This is a genomic window from Rhizobium sp. 01N447_2 (genome assembly GCF_056399245.1).
Genome location: NZ_JBFTQY010000013.1, coordinates 93,847 through 109,825, shown reverse-complemented (window position 1 = coordinate 109,825; position 15,979 = coordinate 93,847). Strand labels below are relative to the sequence as shown.

Sequence of the window (15,979 nt, the reverse complement as noted above, 5' to 3'; positions counted from 1 at the left end):
TCAGCCGTAACGGCCGGTAATGTAGTCTTCCGTGCGCTTGACCTTCGGCGATTGGAAGATCTCAGCGGTCGGGCCGTATTCCACCAGCTCGCCCAGATACATGAAGGCGGTGTTGTCAGAGATGCGGCTTGCCTGCTGCATGTTGTGGGTGACAATGACGATGGTGAACTCCGCCTTCAGCCGGGTGACCAGTTCTTCCACCTTGGCGGTCGAGATCGGGTCGAGGGCGGAGGTCGGCTCGTCGAGGAGAAGCACCTCGGGGCGAAGCGCCACGGCACGCGCGATGCAAAGGCGCTGTTGCTGACCGCCGGAAAGGCCGAGGCCACTGCCCTTCAGCTTGTCCTTGACCTCTTCCCAAAGTGCTGCCGAGCGCAGCGCCTGCTCGACGCGGACGTCCATCTCGGCTGGAGATGCTACGACGGCATCACGCGGCTGACTCTTCTTCCAGCTTGCTGGATATGTCATGTGCCGACATAGGTCTTCCCATCAGATATCCTTGAAGCTGATCACACCCGGCGTCGCGCAAGATCGCCGCCTGGCGGGTAGTCTCGATACCTTCCGCGGTAACCGGGATCCGCAGCGCGGTCGCCAGCGAGATGGTTGCCCGAAGCACATCGGCGCCATTTGCACCTTCGTCGAGAGCCCAGACGAGCGAGCGGTCGATCTTCATGCGATCAAACCCGAACTGCCGCAATGCGCCAATGCTTGCGTAGCCGCAGCCAAAGTCGTCGAGCGCGAACTTAATGCCGACGCGTTTGAGCTGGTCTATCGAACGCCGGGCCTGATCCGGATTGGTCATCAGAACGCCTTCGGTGATTTCCAATGTCAGGCGGTTTGGATTGAAATCAAGCTCCTGCAGGACCGAGATCACTTCTGCGGCAAATTCCGGATTGCACAGCTGGATTGGCGAGACGTTCACCGACAATGCCAGATCGGGCCAGTTCTTGGCATGCTCGATAGATGTTCTCAGCATATGAACGCCGAGTGCATCGATGAGGCCGCACCTCTCGGCAAGGGGGATGAAAATCTCCGGGCTGATGTTTCCCGTTGGAGTGCGCCAGCGCGCCAGTGCCTCAAGACCGGTCACAGCACCGGTCGAAGCGGAGACAAGAGGTTGGAAAACGGCTTCGATTGCGCCACTGCTGATGGCGCTCTTCAATAGACCTTCCAGTTCGGCGACCCGTTGACGTTCCCGGTCCAATTCGGGGTCGTATTCGACCGCTTGGCCCCGGCCATTTGCCTTGGCCCGATAGAGGGCCATGTCCGCTCTGCGGAGAAGCTCCAGGGGCGCTATGTCTCCATCGCGAGCAGCAGCGCCGATGCTTGCGCCAACCTCGATCGTTCGTCCGTCGATTTTGAAGGGCTCGGCAAACAGAGCCAGAATGGTCTTTTCCATTTCTTCGCGCGTGGCAGATCCAACGTGAACCAGCGCAAATTCGTCACCCCCAAGCCGGGCCGCAGCAACAATTTCGGGATGGCAGGCCATCAGCGCGTTCGAGACCAGTCGGATCAAATCGTCCCCCACCGCATGCCCCCAGGCATCGTTGACGGCCTTGAAGCCATCAAGGTCGACCAGATAAAGCCGATGTGGCGAAGAGGCCGAATTTTCCAGCTCTTCCAGCAGGTTGAGAAGCCCATGTCTATTCAACAGGCCGCTCAGGCTATCGTGGTCGGCTTCGAAAATCGCTGCTTGCGCCAATTGGCGCAGGCGCCGCGCTTCGGACGCGCCAACCAGCAGAACGCCAACCAGGAACAGCGCGAGGATGACGACAGCGGCCGCGACATAGGGGTAGACCTGATCAAACACGGCGCTTCCGGGCGATTTGCTGGGCCAGACGAGGTAGCCGATGACGGCCCCCTTCATGTCGGTGATCGGCGTGTTCAGGAACTCCGGCTTCGGCGTCGTCTCAAGGCGCAAGCCTTCAAGTTCATGTTCGTTCGAGAGCGTGTCGAGAACTTCCGATGTAAATTCCTTGTAGAAACTCAGCGTGCTAAGCTTCGGAAGCTCGGTGGTCGCCTCGAAAGGCTGGATTGCCTGCGATGCGATCAGCGCGATACCGCTTTCGGTCTTGATGAAATTGACCACTGGCGCCCGCCGTGGATCGGCAGCCACATTGATCTGCTGATAAAAGCCTTCTCCGAAAAACACGCTCGGCTGGAAGGGTTTGCCCTTGGCATATGCGGAGACAATCGAAGACCGGTCGGGGCCGATCACGATCGCGCCGTCATAGAGCGCGTAGTCCTCGCTGGTTTTTCCCCAATTGTCATAGGCCCAATCCGCGGCGGTGGGAGATGAGGTCGCGCTATAGGCATCGTCCCATACGGCGTTATCAGTCGTTGTCGCGCCGAGGCGAGCGACAAACGCACCGATTGCCGCGTAAGCGGCGCGACTGGCCCTGGCATCATCGATCTCGTTCGCCGACCGGGTCATCGTGACGACGACATGCGCCATAAGGCCGGTCAGCACGAGGGCGACGACAAGGAAACAGACGGTTGTCGCAATGATGGAAGACGTTTGGGTCCGAACGTGCCTACCTGCAAGATTCGACGACATRCAAATTCCGAAAAGATCGATTGCAAGGTCATGTCAGTGTGACGGCAGGAGACTTCATGTCCGCAATGCGCTGCAGACACGGTTTAGCATTTGACGATGTAGGCACGATTAATGGGAATGGTTAAAAGCGTTCCATCCGGGAAAGAAGCGCAGCCATATGGGCTATCATCGCCGCAAATCGGGACAAACCCGGAATCGTCAACGTCGGGTTGTTGGCCCGCTCAAACCTTGATCACATAGTCCTTGCGAGTCGTTTCAACGACTTCCCACGTTCCCTTGAAGCCGGGTCTGAGGATCATCCGGTCGCCCATCTTCAGATGAACTGGCTCGCCGCCGTCCTCGGTCACGATCGAATAGCCGGCCAGCAGACTGAAATATTCCCATTCCTCGTAGACGATCCGCCATTTGCCCGGTGTCGCCTCCCAGATGCCGGAATAGAGGCCACCTTCGGCCTCCTCCAGGCTCCAGGTGCGGAAATGCGGATCACCGGCGATGATACGACCGGGCTCCGGAGCGCCGAACTCGGGTTCGACGCCGTCGATATCGAAGGTGATGAAATTTGTCATGGTCACCATAGATCCTTCTGATCTCAGATCTTCGAGAGCGCCTGTTCGAGATCGGCGATAATGTCCTTGACGTCCTCGATGCCGACGGAAAGGCGGACCACGTCAGGCCCGGCGCCGGMGGCGATCCTCTGCTCGTCGGTCAACTGCCGGTGCGTCGTCGAGGCCGGATGAATGACGAGCGAGCGGGTGTCGCCGATATTGGCAAGATGGGAGAAGAGTTCCAGCCCCTCGACCAGCGTCTTGCCCGCCTCGTAGCCGCCCTTGACGCCGAAGGTGAAGACGGAGCCGGCGCCCTTCGGCGAATAGCGCTGCTGCAGGGCGTAATTCGGGTCGTCGTCGAGGCCGGCATAATTCACCCAGGCGATCTTGCTGTGCGCCTTCAGCCATTTGGCGACGGCGATCGCATTGTCGCTGTGGCGCTGCATCCGGAGCGGCAGCGTCTCAATGCCGGTCAGGATCAGGAAGGCATTGAAGGGCGAGATCGCCGGCCCGAGGTCGCGCAGGCCAAGCACGCGGGCGGCGATCGCGAAGGCGAAATTGCCGAAAGTCGCATGCAGCACCATGCCGTTATATTCCGGCCGCGGGCTCGACAGCATCGGATAATTTCCGGATTTCGACCAGTCGAAGGTGCCGCCGTCGACGATGAGGCCGCCCATGGAATTGCCGTGGCCGCCGAGAAACTTGGTCAGTGAATGCACGACGATGTCGGCACCGTGCTCGATCGGGCGGATGAGATAGGGTGTCGCCATCGTATTGTCGACGATCAGCGGCAGGCCGTGGCGATGTGCGACGTCGGCAATCGCGGCGATATCAACGAAGGTGCCGCCGGGATTGGCCAGGCTTTCGATGAAGATGCCGCGCGTCTTGTCGTCGATCTGGCTTTCGAAGCTTGCCGGATCGGCGGCATCGGCCCAACGCACCTGCCAGCCAAAATTCTCGAAGGCATGGCCGAACTGGTTGACCGAGCCTCCATAGAGCTGGCGGGCAGCGATGAAATTCTCACCGGGGCGCATGATGTTGTGGAAGACGATCACCTGCGCCGCATGGCCGGAAGCGACGGCAAGGGCTGCCGTGCCGCCCTCGAGCGCTGCGACGCGCTCCTCAAGCACGGCCTGCGTCGGGTTCATGATGCGGGTATAGATGTTGCCGAAGGCCTGCAGACCGAAGAGGGCGGCGGCATGATCGGAATCATTGAAGACGAAAGCCGTCGTCTGGTAGATCGGCGTTACCCGCGCACCGGTCGTCGGGTCGGGCTGCGCACCCGCATGGATCGCCAGCGTATTGAATCCCGGATCATTCTTGGCCATGCCGTCCTCCCGTTATTGTTGAACGGGCGGGATCATAGCCGCTCGCGGACGAAAGTTAACCGCGATCTGTTTCAACCTAAGTGCGTCAGGTGGAAAATCCGTCTCAGCGGACCGCAACTCAGGCAATAAGACGAGGATACTCGATCGCAGGGCAGCGGTTCATCACCACCTGGATGCCGGCGGCCTCCGCCTTTGCCGCAGCCGAATCGTCGCGGACACCAAGCTGGGCCCAGATGATCTTCGGCAGCGGTCCCAGCGCCAGTGCCTCCTCGACCACCCCATCCAGATATTCTGAGGCGCGAAATACGTCGACCATGTCGATCGGCACGGGAATGTCGGCGAGCCGGGCATAAACGGTACGGCCTTGGATCTGCTTGCCCGCCTGCCCCGGATTGACAGGAATGACCTCGTAGCCACGCGACAGCAGATAACCCATGACGCCGTTGCTCGGCCGGGCCGGATTGGGCGAAGCGCCGGTCAGCGCGATGGTTTTTACCGAATGCAGAATTCCGGCGAGGTATTCATCCGTGTAGGCGTCGTGATTCATGTCCGCTTCTCCATTCCCGAAAGCCCTTCGGCACAGCCGATATGTTTTTTTGCGTTTTCGTGAAACCGGCGGCGTGTCTCTTTCGTATATATGAATTGGCTACTCCCTGAGGATGATTCGATGAAAAAAATCGCTCTTGCCCTCATGCTCGTGCTCGCCGCATCGCCGGCGCTGGCGATCTCGCGTTACAATCCGCTCGCCATGAGCTGTGCCAGCGTGCGCGCTGCCATCCACAATCAAGGCGCCGTCATCTTCCGCTACCAGTCTCCGCGTGGCTTGCCGCTCTATGATCGCTATGTCCGCAACAGCAATTATTGCGACGCGACCGATTATGCGGAGTGGACGCATATCCCCTCGAAAGACAATCCCCGCTGCCAGGTACTGAACTGCCAGACCATAGACAACCTTGACGGGATGCTCTTCATTCCGCATCATCAGCTTTGACTTTTTCGCCGTCGTGACAGCCGCCGAAACTGTACGTCTTTCGCGTTTGCGAAAGGTTTGAGCTCAATTACGCGCTGCGATTTCTTGAAGATTGCACAACCAAAGGCTTTAATTTTCCCGTATGTCAAAGCTATAGAATAATATCTATATTTCAGCAGCATAGAATAATCGCCTTCCGATTTCCCGCAGGTATTTTCTCTTTTTGTTCGCGATAATTTCGCCCTTTGTTCCCTCATCCATTAGAAACATCTCATAGTTGAAAGCGTCGCGTGGATTGAACGCATGTCGCGCGCACGTAAAAATTGCTCCAATGCCCCACCATTGTTCACATACTGAAAGGATGCTATTCGACATATGAACGCATAAGCGACCGCAGCCGTACGTTTTCGTGCAAATCCCAGTTGTCTTTTCAGGAATTTGAGACGCCGAAGGCGAGGCGTATTCCGCTTCCTCTCATCCTATCCGGACTTACTCCCTTGCCTCTCGACGTTATCCTGCTCGTTCTCTTCGGCGCACTGCTGCACGCGACATGGAACGCCATCGTCAAGGCGGGGAGCGATAAATCCCTGGATGCGGCGCTGATCTCTGCCGGCGGCGCCGTTTCGGCACTGCCGTTCCTGGCGTTCCTGCCGCTGCCCCACGCCTCGGCATGGCCGTTCATCGGCGCCTCGGCCATCCTGCAATTCGCTTATTTCCAGCTGGTCGCCGCCGCCTATCGGGCCGGCGATATCGGCCTCGTCTATCCGCTGATGCGTGGCTGTGCTCCTCTCCTCATCGCCGCGACAAGCGGTTTCATTCTCAAGGAAAATCTTTCCGGCGGCGCTCTTGCCGGCACGATGACGATCTGCGCCGGCGTCCTGACGCTTGCCCTGGAGGCGCGGCGCGGCAGCCGCCGCGCCGTCGTCCTCTCGCTTGCCAATGCCTGCGTCATCGCCAGCTACACCTATGTCGACGGCATCGGCGCGCGCATCTCCGGCAATGCGGTTTCCTACACTTTGTGGATGTCGCTGCTGCCGCCGGTACTGCTGTTTTCCTGGGCGGTGTCGCAGCGCGGCGCTTTCGCAGTCGTGCGTCACGTTCGCCGCAACTGGTGGCGCGGTCTCATCGGCGGCGCCGGCTCGATCGCTTCCTATGGGCTGGCACTCTGGGCGATGACGAAAGCCCCGGTCGCGACCGTTGCAGCCCTGCGTGAGACCGCGATCCTCTTTGCGCTGGTGATCTCGATCACCGTCTTCAAGGAAAAAGCCAGCATTTGGCGCTACGTCGCCGGCGTCGTCATCGCGATCGGCGGGCTGGTTCTGAAGCTTGCGTGATTACTCGCCTGTCCATTCCGGCTTACGCTTGCCGAGGAAGGCGCCGATCCCTTCCTGCGCATCTTGCGTCAGCATGTTCTCGACCATCACCCTGGCGGTATAATCATATGCCGCCTCCACCGGCAGTTCGAGCTGCCGGTGGAAGGCTTCCTTGCCAATCTTCAGCGTCAGCGGTGACTTGCTGGCGATCACAGCCGCATATTTGGAAACCACCTGCGCCAGATACTGCTTTGGCACGATACGGTTGACGAGGCCGAAATCCTTGGCAGTGGAGGCGTCGATCGTCTCGCCGGTCAGCAGCATCTCCATCGCCTGCTTACGGTGCGCGGCACGGGAAACGGCCACCATCGGCGTCGAACAGAACAGGCCGATGTTGACGCCCGGCGTGCAGAATGTCGAACTATCCGTGCAGATCGCCAGATCGCAGGAGGCAACGAGCTGGCAGCCTGCAGCCGTCGCCAGCCCATCGATCTCGGCAATGACGGGCTTCGGCAGATGCGCGATCTTCAGCATCAGATCGGCGCAGAGCCGAAACGTCTTTTCGAAGAAACCGGCGCCATGATCTTCATCGCCGCGATGGGCCGTCAGCTCTTTCAGATCATGTCCCGCGGAAAAGACGTTGCCGGTCGAGGCGATGACGACGACACGCACATCCGGCTCCGCTCCGGCCGTCTCGAGCTCTTCCATCAGCGCTTCGAGAAGCGCGATCGAAAGCACATTGGCCGGCGGGTTGTCGAGCACGAGCCGCAGCACGCCGTCGCGCAGAGAGCGGGTCAGCAATCCGCCCCCCTCCGCTCTGGCTGCGTCCGGGAAGGTTACGATTTCGGCCATGATGCTGCTCCCTGCGCTCGATTCCAGGCAGACGTTTTGCCATAAGGCGCCGGAAATTTCGAGCAGGATCGGCACTCCCCGCAGAGGCCGGTGCCGTCAGGACCAAAACCACGACTTCGATGTTTCTGCCCTCGCCTGCGCACGGGTCAGACCGACATCGCAAAGCTCGTCGTCGGTGAGTTCCGACAATGTGCGGCGGCTGCGGCGCTTTTCGAGGTGATGTTCGATCGTCAGCAGCAGCCCCAGGCTCCAGCGCGCCATGCCGTGAAGTCTCGACCGAACGATATCGCGAGGTGTGTCAAGGATGCCGCTTAATTCCAGGGCCATGTCTTTCTTCCTTTCTTCAACGAATGAAAGATGCGCTGGAAGATGCCGCGAAAGAAGCTTATGGATATTATCCTATGCATAAGGATTTCTTTTGTATGCCTCTCCACCTCGATCAGCTTGCCGCCTTCGTCAACGTCGCCGAGCTCGGAAGCTTTACGGCTGCGGCCGACAAGGAAGGCCTGACGCAACCGGCCGTCAGCCTGCAGGTCAAGGGGCTCGAGCAGCGGCTCGGCGTCCGGCTGATCGAACGCGTCGGGCGGCGGGCGCAGCCGACCGCGGCAGGCCTCGACCTGCTCGTGCATGCAAGGCGGCTGCTCCAGGAATCGGCCGCTGCGGAAGAAGCGATGATGCCGTACAGAGATGGCGCTAGCGGCCGCGTGCGCATCGGCAGTGGCGGCACGGCATCGATCCATCTGCTTCCACGCGCCATCGCCGTTGCCAGAAAATCCATGCCCGGCCTCGAAATCACCGTCCGCATCGGCGATGCCGACGACATTCTGCGCGATCTGGAGGCCAATAGCGTCGATATCGCCGTCGTCGCCCTGCCCGCCTCGGGACGCAACTTCGAGATCGAGCCGTTTTACGAGGAGGAATTGCTGGCCGTCGCTCCGGCAGGCAGCCTTATGCCCGACGGCGGACCGGACGCCGCCTTCATGCGCGACAGGACACTGCTGCTTTATGAGGGAGGCAATACCAGGCGGGCAATCGACGCGTGGCTGGCCGCCCCGGATACCAGGATCCGACCTGCGATGGAGTTCGGCAGCATCGAGGCGATCAAGGAGCTGGTGGCCGTGGGGCTCGGCTGGTCGATCCTGCCGGGGCTGGCGCTGAAGCGCGACCGCGCCGGCCTCGTCACGACATCATCGCTGAACCCGCGGCTCACGCGCCGCCTCGGCATGGTTCTGCGCCGGGACAAACATCTGACGCGCGGCCTTCGCGAAATGATGAAATGCCTACGCGCGTTCAAAGGTTAAGAGCCGTTTTCGACCGTGGGACGCGATTTCAAACCAGCAGAGACGACGTGAAAAACGTCAGGCGCAGCAGTCCGCGACCGCGGAAATATGAGGTATCAAAATACCACATATTTAAGTATTTGTTTTTACTTCATAATTTTTCCAAACCTTCGGGAAGTTGATATTGACCCGATGTCCCATTCCCTTTATACACCGCACCAGAACGCAGCCTATCCGGGCTGCTTTCTTTTTGGCATGCCTTTAGCCTGCCAATCCAAGCAACAAGAAACGCCCTTCAAGCCCTCGGGCCAAGGGTCCCAAAAGAGAGTATTCACTATGGCAACCTTCTCCCAGAAGCCTGCAGAGGTGGAGAAGAAGTGGGTGATCATCGACGCCGAAGGGCTGGTCGTTGGCCGTCTCGCTTCCATCATCGCTATGCGCCTGCGCGGCAAGCACAAGGCAACCTTCACGCCTCACGTTGACGACGGCGACAACGTCATTGTCATCAATGCCGACAAGGTCGTTTTCACCGGCAAGAAGTATTCCGACAAGGTCTACTACTGGCACACCGGTTATGCCGGCGGCATCAAGGAACGCAGCGCACGCCAGATCATCGAAGGCCGCTTCCCGGAGCGCGTCCTCGAAAAGGCCGTCGAACGTATGGTTCCGCGTGGCCCGCTCGGCCGTCGCCAGATGAAGAACCTGCGCGTTTACGCCGGCTCCAACCATCCCCATGAAGCCCAGCAGCCGGTCGCCCTCGACGTTGCCGCGCTCAACAAAAAGAACGTAAGGAGCGCCTGATATGGCTGACCTCTCCTCCCTGAAGGATCTCGGCACAGCTTCCGAAGCTGCTGCTCCGGCCCACGTCCGCAAGGTCGACTCGCTCGGCCGCTCCTACGCGACCGGCAAGCGCAAGAACGCCGTCGCCCGCGTCTGGGTCAAGCCGGGCTCCGGCAAGATCATCGTCAACGGCAAGGAATTCGCGGAATATTTCGCCCGTCCGGTGCTGCAGATGATTCTGCGTCAGCCGATCGTCGCGGCTGCCCGCGACGGCCAGTTCGACATCGTCGCAACCGTTGCCGGCGGCGGCCTGTCCGGCCAGGCCGGTGCGGTTCGCCACGGTCTGTCCAAGGCGCTCACCTACTTCGAACCGGGCCTTCGCGCGGTGCTGAAGAAGGGTGGCTTCCTGACCCGCGACAGCCGCGTCGTCGAACGCAAGAAGTACGGCAAGGCAAAGGCCCGCCGCTCGTTCCAGTTCTCCAAGCGTTAATCGCTTCGGACAGACGGGATTTACGAAGGCCGGGGCAACCCGGCCTTTTTGTTTTGCGCTGTTTAAACCAATCGGAAGCGTGCCGGCATGCCATTGTCGCATTCCGGCTCTGCTGGTAGAAACTTGGCAAGCGCTTCGGGAATGAGCGAAGCCACATTTACGGGTCGAATCATGGGAACAACCAAGTCCGCAGACAAATAGGCCGCAACAACTCTGCCCTGTTGTTGCGGCGTCTGTCCGGCCAATCCCGATACTGATGAAGAGACAGATCGCCGCCGAATGAAATCATTTGAGCGGGTTCTTTCCCATGTCTTGTCCCAAAATCCAGCCCTGGACCTATTCCCTGCCGGCAGCCTTGCTGCTGATGGCACCGTTCGACATCCTGGCTTCGCTGGCCATGGATATCTATCTGCCGATCGTGCCGGTCATGCCGGGCGCGCTCGGCACTTCGCCGGCCGTCATCCAACTGACCCTCAGCCTCTACATGCTCGTGCTCGGTGTCGGCCAGATGGTCTTCGGCCCAATTTCCGATATTGTCGGACGACGGCCTGTCCTGCTTGGAGGTGCTGCACTCTTTGCCGCTTCATCCTTCCTGCTTGCCGGCTCCTCGTCGGCGCCGATCTTCGTGGTGTTGCGATTGCTGCAGGCAGTCGGCGCGTCGGCGACCCTCGTCGCAACTTTCGCAACAGTGCGTGACGTCTACGCCGGGCGTCCCGAAAGCAGCACGATCTATAGCCTTCTCGGCTCCATCCTCTCTTTCGTGCCCGCACTCGGCCCGATCATCGGAGCCTTGATCGCGGATCGCTTCGGCTGGCGCGCCATCTTCCTCGTCATCGGCCTCCTTTCGGTTGCCGCCCTTTTCAACGCCGGCATGCGGTGGCACGAAACCCGCCCTGCCGTCACCGCGAAGATCGCTCTCCGCCCGATCCTTACAAGCCTTCCCTTCTGGGTTTATACGGGCGGCTTCAGCACGGCGATGGGCGCCTTCTTCGTCTTCTTCTCGACGGCACCTGGCATCTTGATCGACAAAGCCGGTTTCTCCGGCATCGGCTTCAGCGTCGTCTTTGCCACGGTGGCGCTGGCGATGATCGTGACGGCGCGTTTCGCCAAACGCTTCGTCATGCGCTGGGGCATTGCAGGCAGCCTTGCCAGAGGCATGGCAGTGCTGCTTTTCGGCGCCGTGCTGCTTGTCTTCGGAGAGTTGTTTCTGCAGCCTTCCCTCGTCAGCTTCGTCGTGCCGATGTGGATCATCGCAATCGGCATCGTCGTTGCGACGGCGGTCACTGCCAACGGCGCGCTCGACGCCTTTGGCGACACGGCCGGGACGGCGGTCGCGCTCTATTCCTGCGTCGCGAGCATCATCGTCGGCTTTGCCGGAACCTTCTTCGTGATTCTGCTCGGCAGTGACAGCGCCTGGCCGCTCGCGGGCTATGTCTCAGCGACGGCGCTGACGACGCTGGCTGGATTGTGGTGCCTGCGGGGGCCGGCCAGATAGGCAGCGGACAAATGACGGTCGCTCGATGATAACGAGCGGCCGTCGTCCGAACGATTGCTTGAAATCTGTTCCCACCTCGCCTACCCCTTTCTGCGCGCGGGAGATCGGCCAATTTCTTCGCGAGAGACCCGCCGCCCGACGCTCTGGCGTCGAACGGCGATCCTGCAATGCAGTGTCCGTATCGGACGCGACTATGGTTTTGCGACCGGAAAAAGGAGCATGACTTGGCGAACAGATCGATTGACCACGCCTTCACGGCAACCAGCCTCACCTCCGCCGCCAGCGATCCGACCTTTGCCGGTGCCCTGTCCTTCATGCGCCGCCGCTTCACCAAGGAGCTCACCGGCGTCGACGTCGCCGTCTGGGGCATTCCCTTCGATGCCGCGACCTCGAACAGGCCGGGCACACGTTTCGGGCCACAGGCGATCCGGCGCGCCTCGGCGATCTTCGACAATGATGCGCAATATCCCTTCAACCGCGACCTCTTCGCGGAAATGGCGGTGATCGACTACGGCGATTGCCTGCTCGATTATGGCAATCATCAGGACACTCCAGCCGCTATCGAACGCCAGGCGAATGTCATTCTCGACAGCGGCGCCTTCCTGCTGACGCTCGGCGGCGATCATTACGTCACCTGGCCGCTGCTGAAAGCCCATGTGGCAAAACATGGGCCGCTGGCGCTCGTGCAGTTCGACGCCCATCAGGACACCTGGTTCGACGAGGAACGTCGCATCGACCATGGCTCTTTCGTGGCGCGGGCCGCCCGCGAAGGCATTATCGATCCCGACCGCTCGATCCAGATCGGCATCCGCACCCATGCGCCGGAGGATTGCGGCGTCAATATTCTCTACGGTCACCAAGTCGAGGAGATGAGCGCCAGCGATATCGCCTCGGCGATCATCTCCCATACGCGCGGGGCGCCGGCCTATCTCACCTTCGATATCGATTGCCTCGATCCTGCCTTTGCGCCGGGCACCGGCACGCCGGTTTCAGGCGGACCGTCGAGCGCCAAGATCCTCTCGGTGCTGCAGCGTCTGCACCAGCTCGATATCCGCGGTGCCGACATCGTCGAGGTATCGCCGCCCTACGATCATGCCGATATCACCGCCATTGCGGGGGCAACGGTCGCAATGTATATGCTGGGGCTTCATGCGGAGCGACGCGCCATCGCCGTGTCGCAAGGCTGACCTATTATCCTCAAACTGAATCCGGAAACCTTCAGAACCCATTGAAAGCGCAGGTTTAACATGGCACCGAAAATCTTCATCGACGGCGAACACGGCACGACGGGTCTGCAGATCCGCACGCGCATGGCCGGCCGCCACGATGTCGAGCTTCTGTCCATACCCGAAGCCGAGCGGCGCAATGCCGCCATGCGCGAGGACATGCTGAACAGCGCCGATATCGCCATTCTCTGCCTGCCCGACGATGCATCGAAGGAAGCGGTGCAGATGGTTTCGGCCAACAACAATGTGCGCGTCATCGACACCTCGACCGCCTTCCGCGTCAATCCCGGCTGGGCCTATGGCTTTGCCGAAATGGACGGTGCGCAGGCCGACAGGATCCGGGCCGCCCGTTTCGTCGCCAATCCCGGCTGCTATCCCACGGGAGCGATCGGCCTCATCCGGCCGCTGCGCGCCGCCGGCATTCTGCCGGACGGCTATCCGATCACGGTCAACGCGGTCTCCGGCTATACCGGCGGCGGCAAGCAGATGATCGCGCAGATGGAAAACCCGGATCACCCGGATGCGATCACCGCGCCGCATTTCCTCTACGGCCTGCCGCTCACCCATAAACACGTGCCCGAGATGACCGTGCACGGCTTGCTCGATCGCGCACCGATCTTCTCGCCGTCGGTCGGCAAGTTCGCGCAGGGCATGATCGTGCAGGTGCCGCTGCATCTCGACGTTCTCGCCGAGGGCACGACGATGGAAAGCATTCATGCCGCACTCGTCGCCCATTATGCCGGCCAGGATATTGTCAGTGTCGTGCCGCTGGCCGAAAGCAAGGCCCTGTCCCGCGTCAACGCCGTCGAGCTCGAAGGCAAGGACACGATGAAGCTCTTCGTCTTCGGCACATCAGGTGCATCGCAGGTGAACCTCGTGGCGCTGCTCGACAATCTCGGCAAGGGTGCCTCGGGCGCTGCTGTGCAGAACATGGACCTGATGCTCGCGTCGTGAGGCGCGACCGGCAGCCGCGTGGATGCCGCTTGAGCTTGTGTCGATGTCTTCATCATGATCTTTCTAGCGGCCGTTTGCCTCGGCGGCCGTTGCATGGCTTTCGGCTCGATCATCGATGATGATTGGGCTATGAGAGCGAGACCCTCCTCGCTGCCAATCCCGAATCACGGAGCCTGACGTCATGACGCTCGATGCGCTTATCGCTGGCGTAAGCGCATGGTTTGCCGCCGCCCTGCCCGATCATGGCATCTATGCGCTGATGACGTTTGCCTTCATCGCCGGGCTTGCCCGCGGCTTTTCGGGCTTTGGCGCCGCATTGATCTTCATTCCGCTCGGCGGCGCGATCGTTGGGCCGAAGCTGATCTCGCCGATCCTGCTCGTCATCGACGGCATTGCGGCGCTTGGGATGATCCCTTCCGCCTGGCGCGGCGCCAACCGACCCGAGGTCTTCGTCATGGCGGCGGGGGCCGCCCTCGGCGTGCCGGCCGGCACGGCGATGCTGGCGCTGCTCGACCCGATGCTCTTGCGCTGGAGTATCACGATCATCGCCATCTGCCTTCTTGCGCTACTGGTATCGGGATGGCGCTATCACGGGGAGGCGTCCGCACCGCTCACCAGCGGCATCGGCCTGATCGCCGGGCTTTTCAGCGGCGCCGCGCAGCTCGGCGGACCGCCGGTCGTCGCCTACTGGCTTGGCGGCAAAAGCGACTTCACCCGCGTCAGGGCGAATGTCGTTCTCTATTTCTCGATCTCGTCTGTTTTCAGCGCCATCAGCTATTATGTCGGCGGACTGTTCGTGCCTGCCGTCTTCGCGCTCACCGCCGTCATCCTGCCGAGTTATGCGGTCGGGCTTTACGGCGGCTCGAAACTGTTCGGGCTTGCCGAGGAGCGGACCTTCCGCATCGCCTGCTACATCCTGATCGCCGCCGCCGCGATCATCGGCATGCCGCTGCTCGACAGCGTGCTGCGGTAGATCCGCCCCGAGAGGGCCGCTCGCTTCAGTCGCGTTCGGCGATCATCGTCCCGTGCGGATATTCGCCGTAAAAGCCGCGCCAGTTGGCGACGGCGAAGCCGAAAACCACAAGCGCACCGGCCTGGTGCAGCAGGCCCCAGTGAAGCGGCACCTGCATCAGCAGCGTGGCTATGCCGATCGCTGCCTGCAGCGTCACCAGCGCGAAGAGCAGAACGGCTCGGCGTGCATGGGTGGTCCAAGGTGCTGCGCGAAGGGCGATCGCCATGTTGATCAGCGTCAGTGCGAACAGCGTATAGGCGCCGATGCGATGGATGAACTGCACCGTCTTCGGGTTCTCAAAGGCATTGATCCAGAAGGGCTGCTGGATCAGCAGATCGGAGGGAATGACGGCGCCATCCATCCGCGGCCAGGTATTGTAGGAAAAACCGGCGTCGAGGCCTGCCACCAGCGCGCCAAGATAGATCTGGAACAGCGCAAAAATGGCGATCGCGGCGGCAAAACCGCGCGAGCTTCGTGCCGGCGCCGGATCGTCGGAATGTCTGGAGAGACCGCGCATGATCCACATGCAACCGGCAAAGATCAGGCAGGCCATGACAAGATGCGTTGCGAGCCTGTACTGGCTGACGTCGGTGCGGACGGACAGGCCCGAGGACACCATCCACCAACCGATAAAACCCTGCAGGCCGCCGAGCGCCAGGATGCCGACGAGCGGCCAGCGCAGACGTTTTTCGATCCGCCCCGTCAGCCAGAAATAGATGAGCGGCAGCGCGAAGATCACGCCGATGCCGCGGGCGATCAGCCGGTGCGCCCATTCCCACCAGAAGATGCCTTTGAACTCATCGACGGTCATGGAGTCGTTCAGCTGCTGAAATTCGGGAATGCGCTGGTAGAGGCGGAATTCCTCCTCCCATTCAGCAGCCGACAGCGGCGGGATGACGCCGTGGATCGGCTTCCATTCCGTGATCGACAGGCCGGAATTGGTCAGCCGCGTGGCGCCGCCGACGAGCACGAGACAGAAGAGCGCCAAAAGCACGAAACCGAGCCAGAGGCGTAAGGCGCGGCGGTCGCGGTTCTGCTTGCGCACTTCGCTCAGGATCGCCTGTTCCGTGGTCGGGTTTGCGACGGCCATGATGTCTCCTTCTATCCGGCAGTTGATTTGCCCCACCGGCTCATGCAAAACAAGCCCCGAACCTTTGCGGCATGCCGTCGCGCCGGTTCG

The 15,979-nt window shown here is 61.0% G+C and carries 16 protein-coding genes and 1 pseudogene; 9 read left to right on the top strand and 8 right to left on the bottom strand.

Annotated elements, in window-relative coordinates; translation table 11 throughout:
- The 5 genes and pseudogenes from AC1ECN_RS10765 to AC1ECN_RS10745 all read right to left on the bottom strand — a co-directional run.
- Positions 1-411 (bottom strand): annotated as a pseudogene (locus AC1ECN_RS10765) (phosphate ABC transporter ATP-binding protein); the annotation flags it as partial.
- A gap of 13 nt (positions 412-424) precedes the next feature.
- A complete protein-coding gene (locus AC1ECN_RS10760) occupies positions 425-2,554 on the bottom strand; it encodes a bifunctional diguanylate cyclase/phosphodiesterase (protein WP_130661347.1) in 2,130 nt (709 codons plus the stop codon).
- A gap of 221 nt (positions 2,555-2,775) precedes the next feature.
- Entirely contained in the window at positions 2,776-3,120 is a 345-nt protein-coding gene (locus tag AC1ECN_RS10755) for a cupin domain-containing protein (protein WP_130662770.1), read from the bottom strand.
- Between the two features lie 23 nt (positions 3,121-3,143).
- Positions 3,144-4,427 (bottom strand): O-acetylhomoserine aminocarboxypropyltransferase, encoded by a 1,284-nt coding sequence (locus AC1ECN_RS10750; protein WP_477952954.1) that lies wholly within the window; start codon positions 4,425-4,427, stop codon positions 3,144-3,146.
- Between the two features lie 118 nt (positions 4,428-4,545).
- The gene (locus tag AC1ECN_RS10745; protein ID WP_477952952.1) at positions 4,546-4,974 is read right to left on the bottom strand and encodes a CoA-binding protein; all 429 of its coding nucleotides are present in this window, start codon (positions 4,972-4,974) and stop codon (positions 4,546-4,548) included.
- Positions 4,975-5,094: 120 nt separating this feature from the next.
- On the opposite strand from AC1ECN_RS10745, the gene AC1ECN_RS10740 reads away from it, so the two are divergent.
- Positions 5,095-5,418, top strand: coding sequence for a hypothetical protein (locus AC1ECN_RS10740; protein ID WP_130672347.1), 324 nt, complete (start codon positions 5,095-5,097; stop codon positions 5,416-5,418).
- Positions 5,419-5,894: 476 nt separating this feature from the next.
- On the top strand, positions 5,895-6,731 hold the full coding sequence (locus AC1ECN_RS10735; protein WP_075224188.1) for an EamA family transporter: 837 nt from the start codon (positions 5,895-5,897) through the stop codon (positions 6,729-6,731).
- On the opposite strand, the gene AC1ECN_RS10730 is transcribed toward AC1ECN_RS10735, so the two are convergent.
- Together AC1ECN_RS10730 and AC1ECN_RS10725 are read right to left on the bottom strand one after the other, a co-directional pair.
- On the bottom strand, positions 6,732-7,562 hold the full coding sequence (locus AC1ECN_RS10730; protein ID WP_130655174.1) for an enoyl-CoA hydratase: 831 nt from the start codon (positions 7,560-7,562) through the stop codon (positions 6,732-6,734).
- A gap of 96 nt (positions 7,563-7,658) precedes the next feature.
- Positions 7,659-7,889 carry a DUF1127 domain-containing protein gene (locus AC1ECN_RS10725; RefSeq protein WP_130655173.1) on the bottom strand — a complete coding sequence of 77 codons (231 nt, stop codon included), beginning with the start codon at positions 7,887-7,889 and terminating at the stop codon, positions 7,659-7,661.
- A gap of 74 nt (positions 7,890-7,963) precedes the next feature.
- On the opposite strand from AC1ECN_RS10725, the gene AC1ECN_RS10720 reads away from it, so the two are divergent.
- From AC1ECN_RS10720 to AC1ECN_RS10690, 7 genes are all read left to right on the top strand, one after another.
- Positions 7,964-8,863, top strand: a complete 900-nt coding sequence (locus AC1ECN_RS10720; RefSeq protein ID WP_197727396.1) for a LysR family transcriptional regulator — start codon at positions 7,964-7,966, stop codon at positions 8,861-8,863.
- A 315-nt stretch (positions 8,864-9,178) separates the two neighbouring features.
- Positions 9,179-9,643 carry a 50S ribosomal protein L13 gene (gene rplM / locus AC1ECN_RS10715; RefSeq protein ID WP_018069443.1) on the top strand — a complete coding sequence of 155 codons (465 nt, stop codon included), beginning with the start codon at positions 9,179-9,181 and terminating at the stop codon, positions 9,641-9,643.
- A gap of 1 nt (position 9,644) precedes the next feature.
- Positions 9,645-10,112 carry a 30S ribosomal protein S9 gene (gene rpsI / locus AC1ECN_RS10710; protein WP_018069442.1) on the top strand — a complete coding sequence of 156 codons (468 nt, stop codon included), beginning with the start codon at positions 9,645-9,647 and terminating at the stop codon, positions 10,110-10,112.
- Between the two features lie 307 nt (positions 10,113-10,419).
- Positions 10,420-11,607, top strand: coding sequence for a CmlA/FloR family chloramphenicol efflux MFS transporter (gene cml / locus AC1ECN_RS10705; RefSeq protein WP_018069441.1), 1,188 nt, complete (start codon positions 10,420-10,422; stop codon positions 11,605-11,607).
- Between the two features lie 224 nt (positions 11,608-11,831).
- A complete protein-coding gene (gene speB, locus AC1ECN_RS10700) occupies positions 11,832-12,794 on the top strand; it encodes an agmatinase (RefSeq protein ID WP_018069440.1) in 963 nt (320 codons plus the stop codon).
- Positions 12,795-12,854: 60 nt separating this feature from the next.
- A complete protein-coding gene (gene argC / locus AC1ECN_RS10695; protein WP_018069439.1) occupies positions 12,855-13,787 on the top strand; it encodes an N-acetyl-gamma-glutamyl-phosphate reductase in 933 nt (310 codons plus the stop codon).
- A gap of 181 nt (positions 13,788-13,968) precedes the next feature.
- Positions 13,969-14,760, top strand: a complete 792-nt coding sequence (locus AC1ECN_RS10690; protein ID WP_018069438.1) for a sulfite exporter TauE/SafE family protein — start codon at positions 13,969-13,971, stop codon at positions 14,758-14,760.
- Positions 14,761-14,785: 25 nt separating this feature from the next.
- Here AC1ECN_RS10690 and AC1ECN_RS10685 read toward each other — a convergent pair whose 3' ends face one another.
- Positions 14,786-15,889: a COX15/CtaA family protein gene (locus AC1ECN_RS10685; protein ID WP_477952948.1), complete on the bottom strand. Its 1,104-nt coding sequence runs from the start codon at positions 15,887-15,889 to the stop codon at positions 14,786-14,788.
- Positions 15,890-15,979 lie beyond the last annotated feature (90 nt).